Origin of the sequence: Pseudochelatococcus lubricantis, assembly GCF_011762225.1 — a bacterium.
Classification (GTDB): domain Bacteria; phylum Pseudomonadota; class Alphaproteobacteria; order Rhizobiales; family Beijerinckiaceae; genus Pseudochelatococcus; species Pseudochelatococcus lubricantis.
The window spans coordinates 12,990-32,302 of sequence record NZ_JAASQI010000001.1 but is presented as its reverse complement, the minus strand read 5'-3'; the positions used below and the strand labels follow the sequence as shown (position 1 = coordinate 32,302).

The following is a 19,313-nucleotide window of genomic DNA, read 5'->3' as shown; positions in this document are numbered from 1 at the left end:
CGGCGATATACCGTCAGCCGTCCTGCCAAAATGGCCGGCTTTTGAAATCATTGGATTTTTCCTGGATTGCCCAAAAACCGTACTTTCGGGGACTATCGTCAAGCGAGGAACGCAGGAAATGATCCGACTCGATCCGTGCATCCCACCGATTTCACGCTGCAGTCTTATTATCAAGGCAACCGATTGTCATACCGCAGCACCTAGATGACAGAGCCTGCTTTGCCGCAATCACTACGCCTGCTCCACGATCCGCGACGGTCTCGGTTATGCATTGCCCCCTATAGAGGTGTCGAGCCAACAACAACCTACCGACGCGAAGCGGCAGCTGTCCCCTGGCTCGGGAACTGCACCTTTGCCAGTTCATGGCCGTTCAGCAAAACGACGGGTGCGCCTGCTATTTTGGGGCCGGCGCAGGGCTCTGCTCTCCGGTACAGTTCTCCTTCTTGTCCGCTGCTGACAGCGCGACAAGGTTCCGTCGGAGCACGTCATCCAGTTTGAACGCTTCAGCGTTTGCGTCGAGCAGCTCGCCTGCACGCGCCAACACGCGCGGATCGAAACTGGCGAAACCCAAAGGGACCGGCAGGCCAGATTGCTGGCCGATCGGCGCGTGGACAGTTGCAGCAACGAAGGCACCGGGGACGAGTAGCATTTCGAACCCGCCGGGAAATACACGGGCGTTCGCCCCATGCTCGCGGGTGAAGGCTTCCTTCACCCAGCGTTCCGGGCGTTGTGCGGTCAACGCGATCGACTCGACGTTCTGCCGCACAGTGAGATCCTCATTCGTGCGAATGATCCGTTCGCGGAACTGCTCGACGGCTTCAGCCATGATCGAGGTGCTTCCCCACAGCGGGGCCTGAGGTATCACCCAATAGACCGCGGCCGCGGCGTGGCGCGTCTTGCGCAAGCCATAGCTTGCGACCTCGAACAGCCTGCGCGCATTTTCCATGGTGAATAGGCTGCCGATGATCGGCACAGTTGGGCGATCGGCGCGGACGTCGCCGTGGCTCGTGAAGGCGTGCCGATAGAAGCGCTGCACGCTTAACCCATCACGGCGCGTCCATTCCTTGAGGTACTCTGGGGCGAGCTGGACCAGGAGTTGGTACGCCTCGCCATCGTCCTCCCGCCGCGTGACAGCCATGCGCTCGACTAACTCGGCGACCGCACGCCCGACGGCCTCACGGTCTGACAGGTCGTAGTCTGACTTCCATTCGGAGAGGTCGATGTCGGGCAAGGTCGGCTTGAGCCCCGATGACACAAGCCGGACGCGTACGAGCGTCGAAAAGCGTTCTTCCGCTGTCACGCCGTCGATCGAATAGAGCGCGCGTCTCAGGGTCGACGTGGGATCGATCTTCGGCGCGAACTCGCGAAAGAACCGACGGAACGACGATGGCACCCTTTCCGTTGCCGAACTTACTTGTTCAACGTCGGCCAGTGGCAGCTCGGGAAGGCTCCGCTCGAAGTAGCTCAGGAATTTCTTTTCGGCGGGTGCTAGCGAGATGAGGTCGAAGCCGACGCGTGCGATCTTGCGCTCGACCTCGTAGATCAGTGGCTCCTCGACGCCGGGACGGAAGAGCGAAAGCCCCGTCGGTGTCAGCGTGATCCGCCCCTCGATGCGATGGACATAGTCGGCGTCCTCGACCTCGCGGAGAACGTAGGCCATCTCGCGCCGGCTATAACCGAAGAAGGACTGGACCGCTTCCTCGGTACAGCTTCCCATTGCGCGAACGAAACGCAGTAAGAACTCGGCTGTCACGGAGACCTTGCCGACATCGGCAACCTTATGCTCGACGACAAACCTGCGGCAGGGCAGTGTCAGGTCGAGCGTCGCCAACTGGAGCGGGCCGTCCTCGGACTCGCCGACGAGACCCTCGCGCACGGGCGCGACTGTCAGCTTACCGCGGGGCTTGTCGGTCATCGTGTCGTCTCCAAGGCGCCATCGATAGGTGCGGCGTCGAGCCCATTCTCCAGCAAGGCCATTGCATCAACCTGCCGGGCGTGCCCGTCTTCGACGGTGCTGGCGAAGGCCCGCGCGATTCGGTCCATCGGCCCGTCCTCTTCCCACCGTTTCAAGCTGCCCACGATAACGAGGCGGTCCATCGCGCGGCTGATTGCGACGTTTATCCGGTTTGGTTTTGCGAGGAAGCCGGGCCGAATTGTCTTGGTGCCGCCTTGCATGGATCCGTCCCAGTTATTGCGGACGAGCGACACGATCACGATGGGGTTTTCCTTGCCCTGGTAGCTGTCGATCGTGTCCACCTTTAGTGCAGCGCGCAACGAGGGATGGATCGGTGCCAAGGCGATCTTGCGCCTCACGAGGTCACGTTGTGCGGAATAGGCGCAGATGATCCCTATGCCATGGGCGTGCGACGCTTGTTGGCCGAGCCAGTCGAGGAATGGCTGGCATTCGCTCCATCGCTTGAGAAGGCTTACAATCACGTCTGCCTCGACCGGGTTGGTCAGGCTCTTGCGATGATTGGGTTCGGCTTGCTTTGCGCGCTCGCCAAACGGCGCCGTATCAAACCACGTGACGGGTGCGCTGAGGTCGGTAGGGAGCGCTTCCGCGTCGATAATCGGCGTTGCGCGACCGTGCTCAAGGCGCTTGCCATAGAATGACCGCGAGACGATCTCGCCGATCGGCGGGAGCATGCGATATTGCCGACGCAGCGTGTGCCCTGCGGCAGTGCCATAGGGTGTCTCGAAGACGCGCTCGAAGTCGCTCCTCGCGACCTCGGCCACGCCCACGCCGAGGCGCTCGGCGACTTCGTCGACCACTGACTCCGGATGCTGCGGCTCGAGCTGCTTGTGGTCGCCGACAAGCACGATCCATGCACCCGCCTGGATCGGCACCGCGAGCTCGCTGGCAGTGCAACGCGCCGCTTCATCGACGATTACGAGGTCGAAGGGGGTCGAGGTCAAGCCAAGCGCAGACCGACCAAGCCCCACACAGGTGCCCGCTACGATCTGGCGCGTTCCGGCGAGGAAGGTCTCGAGGCTTCGTTGCTCGGTCGAGACCGTTCCCACGAAGTCGCGCGCCAGCGCCGAGACCGCCTGGAACCTGGCAATGCGGTCCGGACTCGGGCGCTCGTCCTGCGACACGGCCTTGAGGCAGGCACCGACAATGGTCGGCACGATCTTCTCGGGCGGTATGTCGGTGGGCAGCATGTCGTCGATCCCAAGCGGCAAGACCTGCTGGTCGATCGTCTCACGAAGCGCCGTGATGCGTTGCGCCGAATTCTCCTCATCCAGCAAGCTGGCCAGCCGAGCCGCGACGGGCCTTATCGCGAGCTCGATATGGGTCAGCACATCGGTCAAAGTTTCGGAGATGCCCAGCCCCTGGGCGGCAACGGCCAGGCGCTCCCGCATCTCAGCACGGAACCTGTCCTTCTGGAGTTGTTCGACGCGCTCGACGTGGAACGGCAGCAGGCGGTCTGAGACGACGCCCTCGTTGCCGACGCGAAGGATGCTCGGCACCTCGCCCGCGCGAGCGAAGAGCTTGAGCACGGCCTCGGCGGCGTTGTTGACCGCTTCATGCGCCTGGCTTGCAAGCAAGACATTGCGCGCCAGCCCCGAGGTGAGGGCAGCATGCACCAGCGCCGCAATGAAGACGGTTTTGCCCGTTCCCGGCGGCCCCTGCACGAGAGCAAGTGGCCGTGTGGCGAGCACAGCCGACAAGGCCTCGGCCTGTTGGTCATTGAGCCCGTACTGCTCCTTCAACTTTTCGACCGGTTGGCGATCGGGCAGCGACTGGGGGTTTGCCGCGGTGCGCGGATCGAGAATCCCGATGAGGTTGCGGGTGCGCGAGGTGCGCCCGACGATCCGCCTGACCGCAGCTTGGCGGCGGTCGAGGCTGGTCTCCTCCATGCGGCTCCGGAAGCGAAGCTCGTCGCCCTCATCGACCAGCGGCGGTCCGTTTCGCTGCTCAGGCCGCATGCTTTCTAGATAGAGCGTGTCGGGCTTGGATCGCTGGAGGTCGAGTTGGCCGACAGGCCGCCAATTGCCCCGACGATCCTCGCGCTCGACCATGACACGGTCGCGGCGATTATAGTCAAACGACCCGCTCAGCAGGTCGAACTGGACCTTGTGCCGGCTGATGTTCCTATCGAAGACGCTGTCCTCGGCGACCTGGCCATAGGTGACCAGCTCCCGTTCGGCATCGACGAGGATCTCCCACAGCCTCGCCACGTCGACCTGCCCGTTGGGCGGTGGCTGAGCGGCGATTGCCTCGATCAGGTCGTCCTCGGGTGGCTCGCCTGGAACGATGTCACGTTCCTCGGCGGGCCGCTGGCTTTCCGCCTCGGCCCCGGCCTCAATCTCCTTCGGCTGCGTCGGCGCTAGGGCTGCGGCGACGTCTTCGCGCTCGAGCAACGGAGTGAGATCGTCGAGCTGGGTAGCGGGACCGTCCTCAATGACAATGGCAGCTTCGAGCGAGCCGAACTCGAACCGCTGGCAGAGCCTGATCCTTGACTGCTCGAGCGCACGCCGGTTGAGCCGATAGGGCTTTCCATTTGCCCCGATGCTGACCTCAAGCTCCTCGCAGGCGCCGCGGATGATGAGCGCGGGTCCCCACGGAGCACGGCGAAGGAAATAATGGCCCTCGTCCGGTAACAATGGGCCTGCCCCGACGTGTGGGCTGGCGAGCCGGATCGTCACTAAGTCGACGCCGTCTGGCTCGCCGGCTACCAGCACGTCGATCAAGGGAAGCAACGTCGCGTTTGCCGGCTCGTCGGTCCGCACCTTCGCGATTGCCTCGCGTACGCGGTCGGATATCCTTGAATCGCTTCCTGCGAGGAGTTCCTCGCCGATGACTGTGACCGCGAAGCAGTCGCGTTCGTAGCGACCGCCGCTCTCGGGTGCATAGCGCGCAGTTACGGTGTCGCCCTCGGCGAGGGTCGTGAAATCGCTAAGGTCGACGATAATCGGTTCGCTCGGCGTTGCGGGATCGACGAGGATGTTGGCCGGCTTGAGGTCGCCGTGCGCCAGGCGAAGAGTGTGCAACTCTTCGACACGCCGGGCGAGCGCGTCGATCAATTGGAGTCGTGCTTCTTCGCCAAGATGCTCGGGCCGTTCCGCCACCACCTGCGCTAGGTCTGGGAGATCAATCCATTCCTGAATCATGACGATGGCATCGCCCAGCCACATCGCACCCAGAATCTTCGCGCATCCCTCAGGCTCGACTGCCGATAGCTCGGCAAGCTGGTCGAGGAAGTCGAGGATACGCGGGCCTTCCTTCGTCTGGTCGCCCCACGAAGCGCGTTTCCAGACTTTGACCAGAACCTCGCGACCGTCCTTGCTGGTCCTCCACAAGGCGCGCGTCTCGTCATCGCGCAGAATCTCGGCGGGCGGATAGGCCTGAAAGAGCGACATCTGGCTCTTGATCGCGCCGCGATGCCGCTCGAGCCCCTCGATGACTTCCGCAGGCGTTGGCCGGATGGCGACTGCGGCGTTGAATGCCGTCAGCGCTTCGCCCGCATCCCTGAAACGGTGCATCGGATCGTGCGCGAGCGCGGACGCCAGCCAATCGTGCAATTCGAGATAGTCGGACGCCTTGTCGGCTGCGCTGTCCCACTCGGGAATTCCGCTCGACGTTGCTGGGCCTGTGCCCAGGAGAATGCGGTGGACGGCGCAAGCCGCGAGGAACACATCGCGGCGCTTTGGGGTGGTTTCCACTCCGAAGAAGTCCTCGGGCAGCTTGCCCGTCGACAGGAATTGGAAGCGCGAATCCCCGAGCGAGCGGACATCGGGGTAGCTTGCCGCCATTAGGTGCGAGAGTCGAACGGTCGACGGTCGCTGCACCCAAACGCTGTGCTGTCCGAGGTCGAGGTGAGCAGCCTCCGCGAGGTGAAGCACGTCGAGCGATGCGAGCAACTGGCGAGCCAGTTCAATGCGATCGCCTCGATTGAGGTCAACCAACTCGGTGCTGGCAAAATCGGTCAGGCGGTGAAGCCGGCGCCGGCGGTCGTAGACCTCCCAGTACCGCACTCCGAAGTTCGGATCGCGGGTCTTACCGTCGATGATCACGCTGTCGCACTGCTCGCACCGGTCCTGCAGGTAGGCGATGACCTCCTGCTCGCGACCGGCAATCTCGCTGCGTCCTTCCTCTGTCTGGAAGCGCGTCTCCGCCTTGGAGAAATCCCATAGCCGGAGCACGCCGAGGGTTGGTGACTGCCGGTCGTCGCTCGCCTCGAATTCCGCGAAGATTCCGCCAGGGTGTTCAAACACCGGTGCGGCGGAGGTGGCGTAGAAGCCGCCATAGGTTCGCCGGCCGGGCAGGAAGACGCCCTTGCTCACATTGAAGAACTTCGAGAGCTGGTCCTTCCACTCCACCGAGGTCAGGACTCCAGCGGGTGGCGCCTTGCCAAACACCTCGATCCGCTTGGGAACCGACTTGAGCGAAGAGGTGAACGCCGCGACCGGCATTACCCCTTGGCGCTCGGTCTCTGAAATGCCGCTGAGATCCGTGGCCTTCGTCAGGACCACGAGGCCTTGCACCCTGGGGACGATCGGCTTTGCGCCCTTGGCGTAGCGCTTGAGGTGGGCCTCGAGCTGAATGAAGACTTGGCGCGCGTTCGCAGAAATCTTCGCGACCGGGGACGGACCATGGTCCCGCCCAGCGTTGAACCAATGCCCTTCGCGGCTCTCGATGGGGCCGAACCAATCCTTGATATCGACGACGAGAATGCGGTCGTCCGCTACGATGATGACGTCAATCTCGCGGCTTGAGCCGGGCGCGGTTGCAAGATCGAGGTTGGTGTAGGCGAACCAGTGCGGGGGCAATGAAGCGAGGGCATCAATGCCCTTTACCTCGCGCTCATGCAGGCCGTTTCCACAATTTATAATCTTCAATCAAATCCCCCCGAGTCACTACTTAGGCCACTCCAGATATTATCTTTCGCTTTCTCGATGACAAATTCGTTTGAGCGAGATTCGGCGCACCGGAGCTAGCTCTGTCATAGGATCATCTCCAGGCATGCTCATCGAACTAAGGTGCCCATCCCAATTTCCTATTTGGCTGCGCCGTTAGCTCGCGCGGCTATATCAGCGCATCGCGCCATGAGCACCTCGAACGGCTCGGCGTCGTCGAAGAGCAGCCCATCCTCGACCATGCGGGCATAGTCCTCCTCCAACGCCTTTGCGCCATCGCCGATGGGCACGAGCTGCAAACCGCCGTTGACGGCCGCCCCGTAGTCGATCGCCGTGCGGTCGGCGGCCTTTTCCGCGAAGAACATCGACTTGTGGCGTGCGACGGCATTCGCCAGCTCGCGATCTGCGAAAGCCGCTTCTGCCAGGCCGGCTTCATCCAGTCTGGCGACATCGTGCCAGTGCCGCGCGAAGCGATCTCCACGCAACCGGTCCTGAAGGCAGAAAACGTGGATGGCGGTCGCCTTCTCCCAGAAGGTCCGCTCCGCGTGCATGACACGCGGCCGCGCCGTCGGGAATATCAGGCCCTCGATCAGACCCGACGCATCGCAGACAACATCGCGCAGGCTCGCCGGCTCGCCCGTCGAACGGGCGCCGAACTCCAGCATGACGCTGGGCGCGACATAGCCGGACCCGGCCGCGGTCGCCTCATAGTCGATGAAGAGCTTGTCATCCTCGACGCGGATGGCCGCCGCCAGACCTTCGGCGGCCAGTGCGTTCGCGATCACGGGCTGCACGGTTTCCGCGACCCATGCCGGCAACCGCCGACGGACCTCGCTGGACCAGCGCTTTTCCTCGCTCCGCGTTTTCGGCAGACCCTCGCCATTGTCCCCGACCAGATCGGGCGCAATCGCCCGAATGTCGTAGGTCAGATCCACGTCCTCCGAAAATCGGCGGATGACCTGATAGGCTTTGGACAGCGATGTGCCGCCCTTGAACACCAGATGCTCGCCGAGCGGCGCCGCATAGAGGGTGGCGAGCGCCCAGACCACCCACACATCCTTTTCGAGGAGATGCGTCGGACGGCCCGAACGGTCAGCCGCGACTCCCAGCGCATCGCGCCGATCCTGCGCCGAGAGGCGGAGAAAGACATCAGGCATAAGCCGCCTTTCCGACGCTCTGCGCGAGCCACGTCGGAAGCTGTGGCGCTGCGGCGACCAACTCGCCGAACGCACCAGGCGGCATCCTCCGCTTCAATGTCTTGAGCGCTGTTTCCGCTTTCTCCGGGCCGAGCCAGGCAAGCGCCCGGACCGCCTCCCCTGCCGGCCGATTGGCCAAGGCCAATTGCCAGCGCGGGGCATGCCGCAATTCCACGACCTGCTTGCCAAGGTGCATCTTTCGGCTGCGCCCGGAGGTCAGATAGACCGACCGAACCGGCACTTGCGTCGTCAGCCCAAGGGCGTTCGCCGCGGCGGCGCCGTTCGAGACGATAGTTTCCCCCCGTTGGGTCGCGAGAGCCTCGACTGCCTGTTCGACCGAAGGTGTGCGCGTACCAAACCGGCTGGTGATGGGGCGAAGATAAACGCCGCGGCCGGCACGGATGAGCTGCCCGCGCTCGGTCAGGCGCGACAACGCTTGATCCACCGCAGCGCGATTTCCGAGGTGAAGCAAGCCCTTGGCAGACACGGGCGCCCCTTCGGGCAAGCCCGCCGTATGCGTCAGAATCTGTTCGGTCAGCCGAGTCATGGTCTTTCTCCTGTCAGAAATATACGCAGTTTTCTGACAGTTTTCAAGGAAGCCCTTCTGAAGGGACAGGGCGGGATAAGGGGGAAAGCCTTCCCCTGCGGCCGAGCCAGGGTCTCGGCCCACCCCTTGTGCGGGGAGAGCCCCCAGGGTGTGCTAAAACCCACGGATCAGGCAAGCCTGTCCGGCGATCCTGAAGCCGTTTCACGGACAAATGGTGTTGGCCGGGAGCGACCAACGCCCGAAATTAGCCGGCCGTCCGTTGAAAACCGGGGTACAGCCGGGAAGCGGAGTGGCGGATCTAAAGCGCCGGCTTTGGAATGGCCGCCGTTTCTGGAGTCGGCTTCCTGCCGTGCATGAACGCCTGAACCATGAACCATGCGAACGCAAAGACACCGAATGCGAACACGATGTCGCCGGGCACCCTTGCCCAGACCAGCGCCTGCATGATCGGGCTATGGATAAACTCCGCCGAGCGCGCATAGGCATAGCCGTGCTCGATGCTGGCGTAGGTCTGCAGGATGCCCTGCGGGAGCAGCGACAGGAACGTCATCATGCCAAGGCCGATATTGAGCGACCAGAAGGAAATCCTGATCCATTTCTGGTTCCACCGCGTGACGTCGGTCAGTCCACGCATGCAATAGAGCGTCAGGCCAAGGCCGAGCATGCCATAGACGCCGAACAGCGCGGCGTGGCCATGGTTGGCCGTCGTGTTCAGCCCCTGCATATAATAGAGCGCGATCGGCGGGTTGATGAGGAAGCCGAACAGCCCGGCGCCGACCAGATTCCAGAACAGGACGGCGGCGAAAAACATGAACGGCCAGTGGTAGATTCGTTCCCACTCGGCCTCATGCTCGACCTTGTGGCGCGTATAGGCCTCGAAGCCGACCACCAGCAACGGCACCACTTCCAGCGCCGAGATCATCGCGCCGACCGCAATCACCGACGTCGGCGTCCCACTGAAATACAGGTGATGGAAGGTCCCGAGCACCCCGCCGAACAGGAAGATGATCGTCGCGAACAGCACCATCACGGTGGCGGTGGAGGTTCGCAGGATCCCCATCTGCACGAACAGCAGCGAGATGATGGCGGTCGCGAAGACCTCGAAAATGCCTTCCACCCACAGGTGCACAACCCACCAGCGCCAATATTCCATGATGGCGATGTTCGTATGCTGGCCCCACATCAGCCCGGCGCCATACAGCAGCCCGATGGCGAGCGCCGACACCAGCACGAGATAGATGAGAGACTTGCCGCCCTCCCGGCGCAGCACGGGCCGGAGTGCGCGCACCACCAATGCCACCCACAGGAACAGGCCGATCAGGAGGTAGATCTGCCAGAAACGGCCTAGGTCGACATACTCATAGCCCTGGTGCCCGAACCAGAAATTCGCCGTCAGGTTGGTGAAGAAGCGATGGACCGCCGCCCATTGCCCGGCGAACGAGCCGATGACGATGACCAGAAGGCTGACGAACAGAAAGTTGACGCCGAGCCGCTGGAATTTGGGGTCGCGTCCCCCGAGCATCGGCGCGACATAGAGCCCGGTCGCCAGCCACGCCGTGGCGATCCACAGCACCGCGAGCTGCGTGTGCCATGTGCGGGTGATCGTGTAGGGAAGATATTCGGCGAAGGGCAGGCCGTAGAGCCCTTGCCCCTCGACCGCATAATGGGCGGTGACGATGCCGAGCAGCACCTGCGTCACGAAGAGCGCGCAGACGACCCAGAAATATTTCGCCGTGGCCCGCATCGACGGCGTGATGACCGCCTGCCCCAGTAGGTCGGAGGTCGCCATGCCATCCTCGGGCAGGATGTCGCCGCGCCAGACGTCAAACTGCTTGGCATAATAAGCGATCAGCGCCCCGGCTGCGGCAAGCAGCAGGATGACAGACGCAAGGCTCCACAACAATGTACCGGTGGTCGGGCTGTTGCCCACCAGGGGTTCGTGCGGCCAGTTGCTGGTATAGGTAATGGTCTGGCCCGGACGGTTCGTGGTCGCGCCCCATGCCGTCCAGAAATAAAAGGCGGCAAGCTGCCGGGCTTCCGCTTCCGACAGCTCGCCATAGACCGGAAAGGCATAGTCGCGGCGGAGCTGGAGCGAGGCGGGGTCGCCGCCATCGTACAGGCTGACGAAGTGCTGCTGCACCTGCCTGATCGCGCGCGCGCGCGCGTCGCTGACCGTTATGACGCCGGATGCGGGGTCATAGGTGTTCCTGCGCATTTCCTCCTGCAGCGCGGCCTTTCGCATCGCCTCCGCTTGCGTCGCGGATACCCCCTCAGGTACCGGCGAAGTCGATAGGGCGAGCAATGCCTCCGCCTCCCGGTGCAGCCAATCGGCGCTCCAGTCGGGCGCCAGATAGCTGCCATGGCCCCAGATCGAGCCCTGTTGCATGCCGCCGATCGACTGCCAGATATTCTGCCCGGCCTCGATGTCGGAGCGCGTGAACAAGGTTTCGCCTGAGGCCGATTTCACCGCTTCGGGAATGGGCGGCGCCTGCTGGTAGATCTGCTGACCGAGCAGCAGCAGGATGCCGAACATGACCACCATGCCGACCGACAGGATGATCCAGAGCCGATTGATGCTGAATGTCGTTTGATAGCTCTTCATACCCCAAACCCCCTCCGGTCAGAACAGTCCGTGGCTGCCGCCTACCGCGCCGAAAATTGTTATGACGCTGACAACAAGTAATAACTGATGCAGCCGTATCATTCGAGCGAAATCCGCCTCTGGTGACTGTGTATTGGCGAGGCGGCGATGAAGATGCAACGGCTCGATCACGAACAACATCAGCGCAAACACGGTCCAGAGTGCGACCATCAGGTGCATCCACCAGAACCGGGCGTCGAGGAAGCGGCTCCACAAATCGGCGCGCGCCACCAGCCACAGGCCGCTTGCGCCGGCAAGCAACACCCACAGGCGCGCCTGCCAGGCAAAGCGCGCCTCCATCTGCTGAAAACGGCGCAGGCGGTCCTGAGGCAGTTCCGTTGTCCTCAGCGTCGGCATCAGCACCCGGGTGACGAAGCCGACGCCGCCTATCCAGAACAGGACCGCGATGACATGCACCGCGCGAGCAAGGGCGAAGTCATCCACGGCCGGCGTCTTCGCCAAGGAACGGGCGTTCCCGGTAGAACTCGACCTGCATCGTCATGGGGCCGAGCGGAACGACATGATGGGTTGCTTGCGGCGGGATGATCGCGGGCCTGTCGGGCGTCACAAGCTGCTCGCTCGGCGGATCGACGAAAATGAGCCGCACTTCGCCGTCCAGCACCCGCAGCAATCCCCAGGTGCCCGCCTTGGTGCGATGATCGTTGCGTAGGGCATCAGGCAGGCTTTGCTCATCGAAGATCGGCGAGGCGCCATAGGGGGCGGGCGTCATGACGAGGCCCTCGCGGAAATGGCCGCCAGGCCGCCGCGGTCGATCTTGATGCCGGTCAGCAAGCTCTCGCCAATGCGCAGTGCCGCTTCGCGAAACCGATCCGCGACCGCGGCGTTCGGCGCGATCCGGTCAAGCGTCTGGTTCCAGAGCGACTGCCAGCGCGCGAAATGCGCCTCATCGAGCCCGCCGATCGCGATGTGCTTGCGCATCGGATTGCCGCTGAAGCGCCCGGATTCGAGCATGATCGAGGCCCAGAAATCCTTCATCCGCGCCAGATGATGCGGCCAGTCGCCGATCCGTTCCGCAAAGATCGGGCCGAGCATGTCGTCCTGGCGGACGGTGCTGTAGAACCGCTCCACGAGTTGCGAGATGAAAGCATCATCGATTCCGCAGGCGAGCGCGTCCGCCATCTTGCGCGCCCGCGCCTGCTCGGCATGGTTCGACGTCATTGCCTGCCTCGACTCGATTAAGATGTATTCCTATGCATGGTTTACGCGCGTTGGCGGATAAAACCAATATATGATATCCATCTTTTATGAGATTGTCCGTCCAGACCGACTATGCCCTTCGCACACTGATGTTCCTGGCCGTGAAGGACGGCCATCATTCGATCGCCGAGATCGCACACGCTTATGGCATCTCGAAGAACCATCTGATGAAGGTGGCGCAGCGACTGGCTGCGGAAGGATTTGTCGAGGGCGTGCGCGGTCGGAGCGGCGGCCTCAAGCTGGCGCGGCCCGCCAATGCCCTGAACGTCGGTTCGATCATGCGCGCCATGGAAGACACCGGGACCTTCGTGGAATGCTTCGACGCGGCGACCAACAGCTGCGTCGTGACGCCCGCATGCGGCTTGCGCCATGCCTTGGCAGGCGCGCTGGAAGCTTTCGCGCGACACCTCGATCAGTTCACCATCGCCGATCTCGTACCGGATTCCAAAAGCTACGGGTGGCAGCTCGATGCGCAAGCGGCCACTGCTTCGACGTAACGGAGAACCCGGCGATTCTGACCTCATCCTTCTCGGAAGCCCGCAACATCTGTAATGAGTTATTACGCCACCTAGCGCAGATGTTCAAAGCCAAGAACAAGCTTTTACTCATGAACCTGTCAGTGTAGAATCCAATTATCTTCCCATCCTCCACGCCGGGGTGTGCATGAGTTTTATTGAGGGACTCGCACGAGACCAGGTCAGCCTGCTTCCTCCTTGTGTTGATGACTATGTTTCCCCGGACGCATTGGTCCGAGTCGTCGATGCTTTTGTTACCAGCTTGAACTTGGCAGAGCTTGGCTTCGGTCGTGCTATCGCTGCGGTCACCGGCCGCCCTGGATACCATCCAGGCGATATGCTCCGGCTGTACATCTGGGGCTACCTCAACCAGGTACGGTCCTCACGCCAATTGGAACGAGCGTGTGTCCGCGACCTCGAAGCGCTTTGGCTAATGCGCCGGCTCGCCCCGGATTACCGAACGATCGCCTCCTTTCGTCATGACAATCCGGAAGCCATTGTCGGCGCCAGCGCTGCATTCATCCAGTTCTGCCGCGAAACCGGCTTGATCAGCGGTCGATTGGTCGCGCTGGACGGGACGAAGATGCGCGCGGTCGCGAGCCCAAAGAACATCGCTGGCGCCGACCGGCTGGCCCGTGACGTTGCGCACACCGAAAAGGAGATCGCCTACTACCTTGAACGGCTCGACATCATAGATGAGGCAGTGGCCCAGGGGTTCGACGATCAGCCCAAACATCGGGAGGCGTTCACCACTGCGATCGAGACCCTCGGGCGCCGCAAGGACAGGCTCGTGCGCCGGCAGGACATCCTGAAGGATCGCGACGAGACGGCTTTGGTCTTTGGCGAGTCCGACGCGCGGCCGATGGGCTATGGACGTTCTCCCAAGACACCCTGCTACAACATGCAAAGCGTGGTCGATGTAGATAGCGGCCTGATCATACATCACGACGTGACCAACGAGGCAAACGACAGCCAGCTCCTGCATCCAATGTCGATGGCGACGATGGAGGTGCTTGAGGTTAACGAGCTCAAAGTCCTGGCCGACGGCGGTTACTCCAACGCCCAGGCGGTCGCGCAATGCGAGCGCGACCATATTGAGGTCGCGGCGCCGATCAAACGCGGCGCCATGAGCACCGATTTTTTCCGGCCAGCGCAGTTCGTGTATGATGAGGGGACCGACACAATCCGGTGCCCCGCCGGCAAGACGTTGAGACCATCCGGCAAACATACCCGCAACCGTGCGATCCGATATAGAACGTCCGCATGCAAAGACTGTCGGCTGAAGAGCCGATGCACGTCCGGCGCCCAACGGACCATCCATCGGTTGTTCGACCAGGCGGCGCTGGATCGTATGGAGGCCAGAATCTACGCGGATCCGAGCTTGATGGTGACCCGCCGATGTACTGTAGAGCACCCCTTCGGCACGATTAAACGGATGTCCGGCGGCGGAAGGTTCCTCACGCGAGGTCTCAGAGCGGTAAAGGCCGAAGCGGCTCTCTCGATTGTCGCCTTCAACATCCTCCATGCAGTAAATGCCTTCGGTGTCGAGCGACTGACGCCAGCGGGGTGAGACGCGCGTCGCTGTGCTGGTGGCGGCGGATTAGACGAATGAGTTTTTGCACAGCCTGCCCCGCAACGCCCCCAGTAGAGTGAGAGTGCGGACGGGGTTTCCGTGACGGGTTGAGGGCTGGAGAAGGGTCTCCGGCGCCCGTCGCGGAGAACCGCGATGTTCAGGAATGACCGCAACGGGCGTGCCGGCTCCGACCGTGCGAGCCTATACGACGACATCACCAGCAAGATCATCGCCGAGCTGGAGGCAGGCCGCTTCCCCTGGGTCCAGCCCTGGGGATCGGCCTCGGTCAAGGCGCCCCTCGCCATGCCGAGGAACGCTGCGACCAGGCGGCATTATTCGGGGATCAATGTGCTGATCCTCTGGGGCGCGGTAATCCAGCACGGCTTTCCCGGCCAGAGCTGGCTCACCTTCCGCCAGGCGCTGTCGCTCGGCGGCAATGTCCGCAAGGGTGAGCGCGGCACCACCGTAGTCTATGCCGACCGTTTCACACCAGAGGACGAGAAGCGCCGCGCCCGCGAGGCCGGCGAGGAAGCTACCGCGATCCCGTTCCTCAAACGATTCACGGTGTTCAACGCGACGCAATGCGACGGCCTGCCGGAGGATGTCGGCATCGTGGCTCCGCCGCCTCCGCCCGGCCTCATCGAGCCGCAGGTCGAGGCCCTGATCCGAGCCACCGGCATCGACTTCCGCATCGGCGGGGACCGCGCTTTCTATGTCCCGGCGCATGACTATGTGCAGGTGCCGCCGCCGCAGGCGTATTTCGAGCCGATCAACTGGCACAGGACGGCCCTGCACGAGCTGGGACACGCCACAGGCCACCCCTCGCGCCTGAACCGCGATTTCTCGGGTTCCTTCGGCTCGAAGAAATACGCCTTCGAGGAGCTGGTCGCCGAGATCAACGCGGCCTTCTGCTGCGCCTCGCTCGGCATCACGCCTACCGTCCGCCATGCCGATTATATCGGCTCCTGGCTCGAGGTGCTGCGCGAGGACAATCGGGCCATCGTGCGCGCCGCTTCCCAAGCCAGCAAGGCGGCCGACTGGCTGCTCGGGTTTTTGCCGGGCGCCGATGTCGATGCGGCCGACGACGAACGGCAGGCGGCGTGACGATCTTCGAAAACCGGAAAGGCAGAGAAGCGGGCTTCCGGCTTTACGCCTTTCCGCCCGCCTGGCGCTGCCCTCCGAGAGTGAGAGGGCGGCGCTTCGCTTCGTGACGGGTTGGAGGTCGAGAGAGAGGCTCCCGGCCGCCCGTCGCGGAGTAACGAACATGGCGACTGCCATTCAGAAGATCACCCTGTCGTCGGCGCGCGACATCCCCTTCAACAAGCTGGTGCTGAGCCAGTCCAATGTTCGGCGCATCAAGGCCGGCGTCTCGATTGAGGAGCTGGCCGAGTCCATCGCCCGGCGCGGTCTCATCCAGAGCCTCCATGTCCGTCCCGTCCTCGACGCCGATGGCGCCGAGAGCGGCATGTTCGAGGTGCCCGCCGGTGGCCGCCGCTATCGTGCCCTCGAACTGCTCGCGAAGCAGAAGCGCCTCGCCAAGACCGCGCCGGTGCCCTGCGTCGTCGGCGACGCCAACAGCGACATCCTGGTCGACGAGATCTCGCTGGTCGAGAACATGGAGCGCGCGCCGCTGCATCCGCTCGACCAGTTCCGCGCCTTCCAGGCCATGCGCGACAAGGGCATGACCGAGGAAACCATCGCCGCCGCCTTCTTCGTCGGCGTCAATGTCGTGAAGCAGCGCCTGCGCCTCGCATCCGTCTCGCCGACTTTGCTCGAGATCCATGCCGAGGATGGCATGACGCTCGAACAGCTCATGGCCTTCACCGTCAGCTCCGACCATGCCCGTCAGGAACAGGTCTGGGAGGCAGTCAAGGATAGCTGGCAGAAGGAGCCCTATCAGATCCGCCGGATGCTGACCGAGACCTCGGTACGCGCCTCCGACAAAAGGGCCGTCTTCATCGGCGTCGAGGCTTATGAGGCGGCCGGCGGCATCGTGTTGCGCGACCTGTTCCAGTCGGACGATGGTGGCTGGCTGCAAGATCCGGCCCTGCTCGACCGCCTGGTGGCCGACAAGCTGAAGACCACCGCCGACGAGATCGCGAGCGAAGGCTGGAAATGGGTCGAGGCCGCCTTGAGCTTTCCCTACGGCCACCAGCATGGGCTTCGCGAACTGGCTGGCGTCACGGTCGACCTGACCGAGGAGGAGAGCGCTACCCGCGAAGCGCTGCGCGACGAATACGACCGGCTCGAAGCCGAATTTGCCGAAGCCGACGAGCTGCCGGACGAGATCGACGCACGTCTCGGCGAGATCGAACAGGCCCTCGACGCCTTCGAGCAGCGCCCAACGATCTACGATCCGGCCGACATCGCCGTCGCCGGCGTCTTCATCAGCCTCGACGCCGACGGCTCGCTGTCGGTGGATCGCGGCTATGTCCGTCCCGAGGATGAACGTCCCGTCGAGACCGAAGGCAGCGATGCGCCGGAGGTTGACGGTGAAGCTGGCCAGCAGGCCGCGCCCGCCGTTCAACGCGCCGTCATCACCATCGGCGGCCAGCCCGCGGAACCGGAGGACGATGAGGAGGACGGCATCAAGCCGTTGCCCGAGCGCCTCGTCATCGAGCTGACCGCGCATCGCACCCTCGCTCTGCGCAACGCGGTTGCGGAACATCCCGACGTCGCCATGACCATGCTGCTGCACAAGCTGGTCAGCGACACCTTCCGGCGCACCGCACCGGCCGGCTGCCTCGAGGCCCGCGTCAACAATATCTTCTTCTCGGCACAGTCCGAGGAGTTGAAGGACAGCACGCCCGCGCGCGAGGTCGCCGAGCGACACGAGCGCTGGGGCGATCACGTTCCCGACGACGACCAGGCCCTGTGGGACTGGCTCTCCCTGCTCGACCCCGGCACGCGCCTCGATCTGCTCGCCCATTGCGTCAGCTACGGCGTGAACGCCCTGTTCGAGCGGCCCAATCCCTACAGCGGATCGGGCGTCAGCCAGCATGGGCTGGACGTGCGCCTCTCGCAGGCCGACCGGCTGGCGCGAGCCACCGGCCTCGACATGGTGGCGGCGGGCTGGAGGCCGACGGTCGGCAACTATCTCGGCCGCGTCACCAAGCCCCGCATCCTCGAAGCCGTGCGCGAAGGCGCCGGCGAGCGGGCCGCCCAACTCATCGACCATCTGAAGAAGGGCGACATGGCCAAGGAGGCCGAGCGCCTGTTGGCCGACACCGGCTGGCTGCCGGAGCCGCTGCGCCTGGTCGACCTCGATGAGGGGCAGACCATCGAACCGGGCACGGAGGCAGACGCCGGAGACGATGCCGCCTTGCCGGACTTCCTCAGCGAGGATGGCGACGACGAGGAAGCCGACGGGATCGAGGACGAGGACACCCTGACGATCGCGGCCGAATGACCCTCCCGGCGGGGGAGCGGCGTGGGGTCGCTTCCCCGCATCGTCGCAAGGAGACCTTCCATGATTGAACCCGACCCGTCCGCCACGCGCCGCGTCGTCTTCCAGTATCTCGTGCCCGTTCACGTCGAGGTCGAAGACGGCCTCGTCGTTTGCGTCACCATCATCGACGAGACGCCGGTGCGCGATCCGTCCCTGGTCGAAGGCGATGCCGGCTACCTGCCGGAAGCCGTCGCCGCCGCCGACGACGGCCAGCCCTGGCCGTCCTGGCGGTTCGGCTACTGACCGCCTTCGATCCCCCCAAACCCAGCCCGGCCATCGCGCCGGGCTTTCTCGTTTCAGGAGCCTGTCATGGCCGACTATTTCACCCATTTCTCGTGCCTGCTCGACGTCGGCACGCCCGAGAACGCCGCCCGAGCGCTCGATCTCTACAACCGCCTGTCCGAGGACGGCGCATCGGAGGAACCACCCTCCGAAGGCTTCCTCCTTTCGATCCAACCGGAGCATGGCGGCAGCCAACTCTGGATGCGCGACGACGTGACCGGCGATCCCGAACGCCTCATCCAGTTCGTGAACCGCTGCGCCGCCGAGTTCGGCCTCAAAGGCAGATGGGGATTCCAATACGCCAACACCAGCTCGAAGCCCCGGCTCGATGGCTTCGGCGGCGGTGCGCATGTCCTCGACCTCGCCACCGGCGAGACCGTGGACTGGATCTACACCGATGGCTGGCTCGCCCAGACCATCTCCGGCGAGGGAGGACCGCTATGAGCATTCCCTCCTACGCCAGGACCAATTTCCAGACCCTGCTGCGCGCGGCGGGCGACGGCAATCTCGCCCTCATGGAATGCCTCGACGCGGTGACGGGCAGCCCGCGCTACGTCATCTGCGCCGTGGGTCGGGACGACGGCGATTACGTCTTCACGCCCTTCGGCCATCTCGCCAACGGCAATCCCTACGACGCCTATCTGCCGCCCGATCCCGGCGATCCCGAGGGCTTCGTGCGGCCCGACGCGGGAGAGGCGCCATGATCGACATCGACGCCATCTTCGCGGCGGATCGCCAGCATCCTCCGCGTGAACGGTCTCTGCCCTGGCCGGAAACCAGGGACGGCGTCACCGTCGTCATCGAGCCCAAGCCGCATTGGGCCAACGACATGCGGGCGTTCCGATCCGAAGCCCGTGAATATTGCGCCTATGCCGATTGGGCCGAGAACGGCGCCCGCTCTAGGTTTTTCGGCCACATCGACACCTGCGGCGATGACCTCATCCGCAAGTCCCGCACGCTCGTCGCCTGCGAGATCGCGGACGGACACTGGAGCTGATCTCCGGAAAAGCGCCCCACCTCACGGTCGGGCGC

16 protein-coding genes are annotated in these 19,313 nt (G+C 63.7%); 8 read left to right on the top strand and 8 right to left on the bottom strand.

The features are described from left to right. Window positions 1–394: 394 nt before the first annotated feature. From FHS82_RS00145 to FHS82_RS00110, 8 genes are all read right to left on the bottom strand, one after another. A complete protein-coding gene (locus tag FHS82_RS00145) occupies window positions 395–1,915 on the bottom strand; it encodes a hypothetical protein (protein ID WP_065846918.1) in 1,521 nt (506 codons plus the stop codon). After that, window positions 1,912–6,843: an AAA domain-containing protein gene (locus FHS82_RS00140; protein WP_083199146.1), complete on the bottom strand. Its 4,932-nt coding sequence runs from the start codon at window positions 6,841–6,843 to the stop codon at window positions 1,912–1,914. Before FHS82_RS00140 ends, FHS82_RS00145 begins: the two co-directional genes overlap by 4 nt. Window positions 6,844–7,001: 158 nt before the next feature. Further along, the gene (locus FHS82_RS00135) at window positions 7,002–8,018 is read right to left on the bottom strand and encodes a nucleotidyl transferase AbiEii/AbiGii toxin family protein (protein ID WP_065846914.1); all 1,017 of its coding nucleotides are present in this window, start codon (window positions 8,016–8,018) and stop codon (window positions 7,002–7,004) included. Beyond that, window positions 8,011–8,604, bottom strand: coding sequence for a DUF6088 family protein (locus FHS82_RS00130; protein WP_065846912.1), 594 nt, complete (start codon window positions 8,602–8,604; stop codon window positions 8,011–8,013). The genes FHS82_RS00135 and FHS82_RS00130 overlap by 8 nt, the downstream gene beginning before the upstream one ends. Before the next feature lie 298 nt (window positions 8,605–8,902). Then, window positions 8,903–11,206 carry a nitric-oxide reductase large subunit gene (locus FHS82_RS00125; RefSeq protein WP_065846910.1) on the bottom strand — a complete coding sequence of 768 codons (2,304 nt, stop codon included), beginning with the start codon at window positions 11,204–11,206 and terminating at the stop codon, window positions 8,903–8,905. 18 nt (window positions 11,207–11,224) lie between these two features. Beyond that, window positions 11,225–11,707 carry a hypothetical protein gene (locus FHS82_RS00120; RefSeq protein ID WP_208394012.1) on the bottom strand — a complete coding sequence of 161 codons (483 nt, stop codon included), beginning with the start codon at window positions 11,705–11,707 and terminating at the stop codon, window positions 11,225–11,227. Then, a complete protein-coding gene (locus FHS82_RS00115) occupies window positions 11,682–11,975 on the bottom strand; it encodes a TehB family protein (RefSeq protein WP_010335699.1) in 294 nt (97 codons plus the stop codon). Before FHS82_RS00115 ends, FHS82_RS00120 begins: the two co-directional genes overlap by 26 nt. After that, window positions 11,972–12,424: a group III truncated hemoglobin gene (locus FHS82_RS00110; RefSeq protein WP_166947504.1), complete on the bottom strand. Its 453-nt coding sequence runs from the start codon at window positions 12,422–12,424 to the stop codon at window positions 11,972–11,974. The genes FHS82_RS00115 and FHS82_RS00110 overlap by 4 nt, the downstream gene beginning before the upstream one ends. Window positions 12,425–12,510: 86 nt before the next feature. On the opposite strand from FHS82_RS00110, the gene FHS82_RS00105 reads away from it, so the two are divergent. The 8 genes from FHS82_RS00105 to FHS82_RS00070 all read left to right on the top strand — a co-directional run bounded on the left by FHS82_RS00105 (window position 12,511) and on the right by FHS82_RS00070 (window position 19,278). Beyond that, complete coding sequence (locus tag FHS82_RS00105; RefSeq protein WP_065846908.1) at window positions 12,511–12,960, top strand: RrF2 family transcriptional regulator; 450 nt, start codon at window positions 12,511–12,513, stop codon at window positions 12,958–12,960. 166 nt (window positions 12,961–13,126) lie between these two features. Next, window positions 13,127–14,548 (top strand): IS1182 family transposase, encoded by a 1,422-nt coding sequence (locus FHS82_RS00100; protein ID WP_065846905.1) that lies wholly within the window; start codon window positions 13,127–13,129, stop codon window positions 14,546–14,548. Window positions 14,549–14,704: 156 nt separating this feature from the next. Beyond that, the gene (locus FHS82_RS00095) at window positions 14,705–15,655 is read left to right on the top strand and encodes an ArdC family protein (protein WP_166947502.1); all 951 of its coding nucleotides are present in this window, start codon (window positions 14,705–14,707) and stop codon (window positions 15,653–15,655) included. Window positions 15,656–15,815: 160 nt separating this feature from the next. Next, window positions 15,816–17,960, top strand: coding sequence for a ParB/RepB/Spo0J family partition protein (locus FHS82_RS00090; RefSeq protein ID WP_065846539.1), 2,145 nt, complete (start codon window positions 15,816–15,818; stop codon window positions 17,958–17,960). A 60-nt stretch (window positions 17,961–18,020) separates the two neighbouring features. After that, entirely contained in the window at window positions 18,021–18,242 is a 222-nt protein-coding gene (locus FHS82_RS00085) for a hypothetical protein (RefSeq protein WP_065846540.1), read from the top strand. Between the two features lie 66 nt (window positions 18,243–18,308). Then, window positions 18,309–18,725, top strand: coding sequence for a hypothetical protein (locus FHS82_RS00080; protein ID WP_065846541.1), 417 nt, complete (start codon window positions 18,309–18,311; stop codon window positions 18,723–18,725). Further along, on the top strand, window positions 18,722–18,985 hold the full coding sequence (locus tag FHS82_RS00075) for a DUF6117 family protein (protein WP_065846542.1): 264 nt from the start codon (window positions 18,722–18,724) through the stop codon (window positions 18,983–18,985). The genes FHS82_RS00080 and FHS82_RS00075 overlap by 4 nt, the downstream gene beginning before the upstream one ends. Next, window positions 18,982–19,278 carry a hypothetical protein gene (locus tag FHS82_RS00070; protein ID WP_065846543.1) on the top strand — a complete coding sequence of 99 codons (297 nt, stop codon included), beginning with the start codon at window positions 18,982–18,984 and terminating at the stop codon, window positions 19,276–19,278. The genes FHS82_RS00075 and FHS82_RS00070 overlap by 4 nt, the downstream gene beginning before the upstream one ends. Window positions 19,279–19,313: the final 35 nt, after the last annotated feature.

Coding starts and splice junctions, on each gene's coding strand:
- FHS82_RS00110 (WP_166947504.1), bottom strand. CDS start 12,424: ATGACGTCGAACCATGCCGAGCAGGCGCGGGCGCGCAAGATGGCGGAC.
- FHS82_RS00095 (WP_166947502.1), top strand. CDS start 14,705: ATGTTCAGGAATGACCGCAACGGGCGTGCCGGCTCCGACCGTGCGAGC.
- FHS82_RS00075 (WP_065846542.1), top strand. CDS start 18,722: ATGAGCATTCCCTCCTACGCCAGGACCAATTTCCAGACCCTGCTGCGC.
- FHS82_RS00080 (WP_065846541.1), top strand. CDS start 18,309: ATGGCCGACTATTTCACCCATTTCTCGTGCCTGCTCGACGTCGGCACG.
- FHS82_RS00125 (WP_065846910.1), bottom strand. CDS start 11,206: ATGAAGAGCTATCAAACGACATTCAGCATCAATCGGCTCTGGATCATC.
- FHS82_RS00105 (WP_065846908.1), top strand. CDS start 12,511: ATGAGATTGTCCGTCCAGACCGACTATGCCCTTCGCACACTGATGTTC.
- FHS82_RS00145 (WP_065846918.1), bottom strand. CDS start 1,915: ATGACCGACAAGCCCCGCGGTAAGCTGACAGTCGCGCCCGTGCGCGAG.
- FHS82_RS00130 (WP_065846912.1), bottom strand. CDS start 8,604: ATGACTCGGCTGACCGAACAGATTCTGACGCATACGGCGGGCTTGCCC.
- FHS82_RS00090 (WP_065846539.1), top strand. CDS start 15,816: ATGGCGACTGCCATTCAGAAGATCACCCTGTCGTCGGCGCGCGACATC.
- FHS82_RS00100 (WP_065846905.1), top strand. CDS start 13,127: ATGAGTTTTATTGAGGGACTCGCACGAGACCAGGTCAGCCTGCTTCCT.
- FHS82_RS00070 (WP_065846543.1), top strand. CDS start 18,982: ATGATCGACATCGACGCCATCTTCGCGGCGGATCGCCAGCATCCTCCG.
- FHS82_RS00135 (WP_065846914.1), bottom strand. CDS start 8,018: ATGCCTGATGTCTTTCTCCGCCTCTCGGCGCAGGATCGGCGCGATGCG.
- FHS82_RS00085 (WP_065846540.1), top strand. CDS start 18,021: ATGATTGAACCCGACCCGTCCGCCACGCGCCGCGTCGTCTTCCAGTAT.
- FHS82_RS00115 (WP_010335699.1), bottom strand. CDS start 11,975: ATGACGCCCGCCCCCTATGGCGCCTCGCCGATCTTCGATGAGCAAAGC.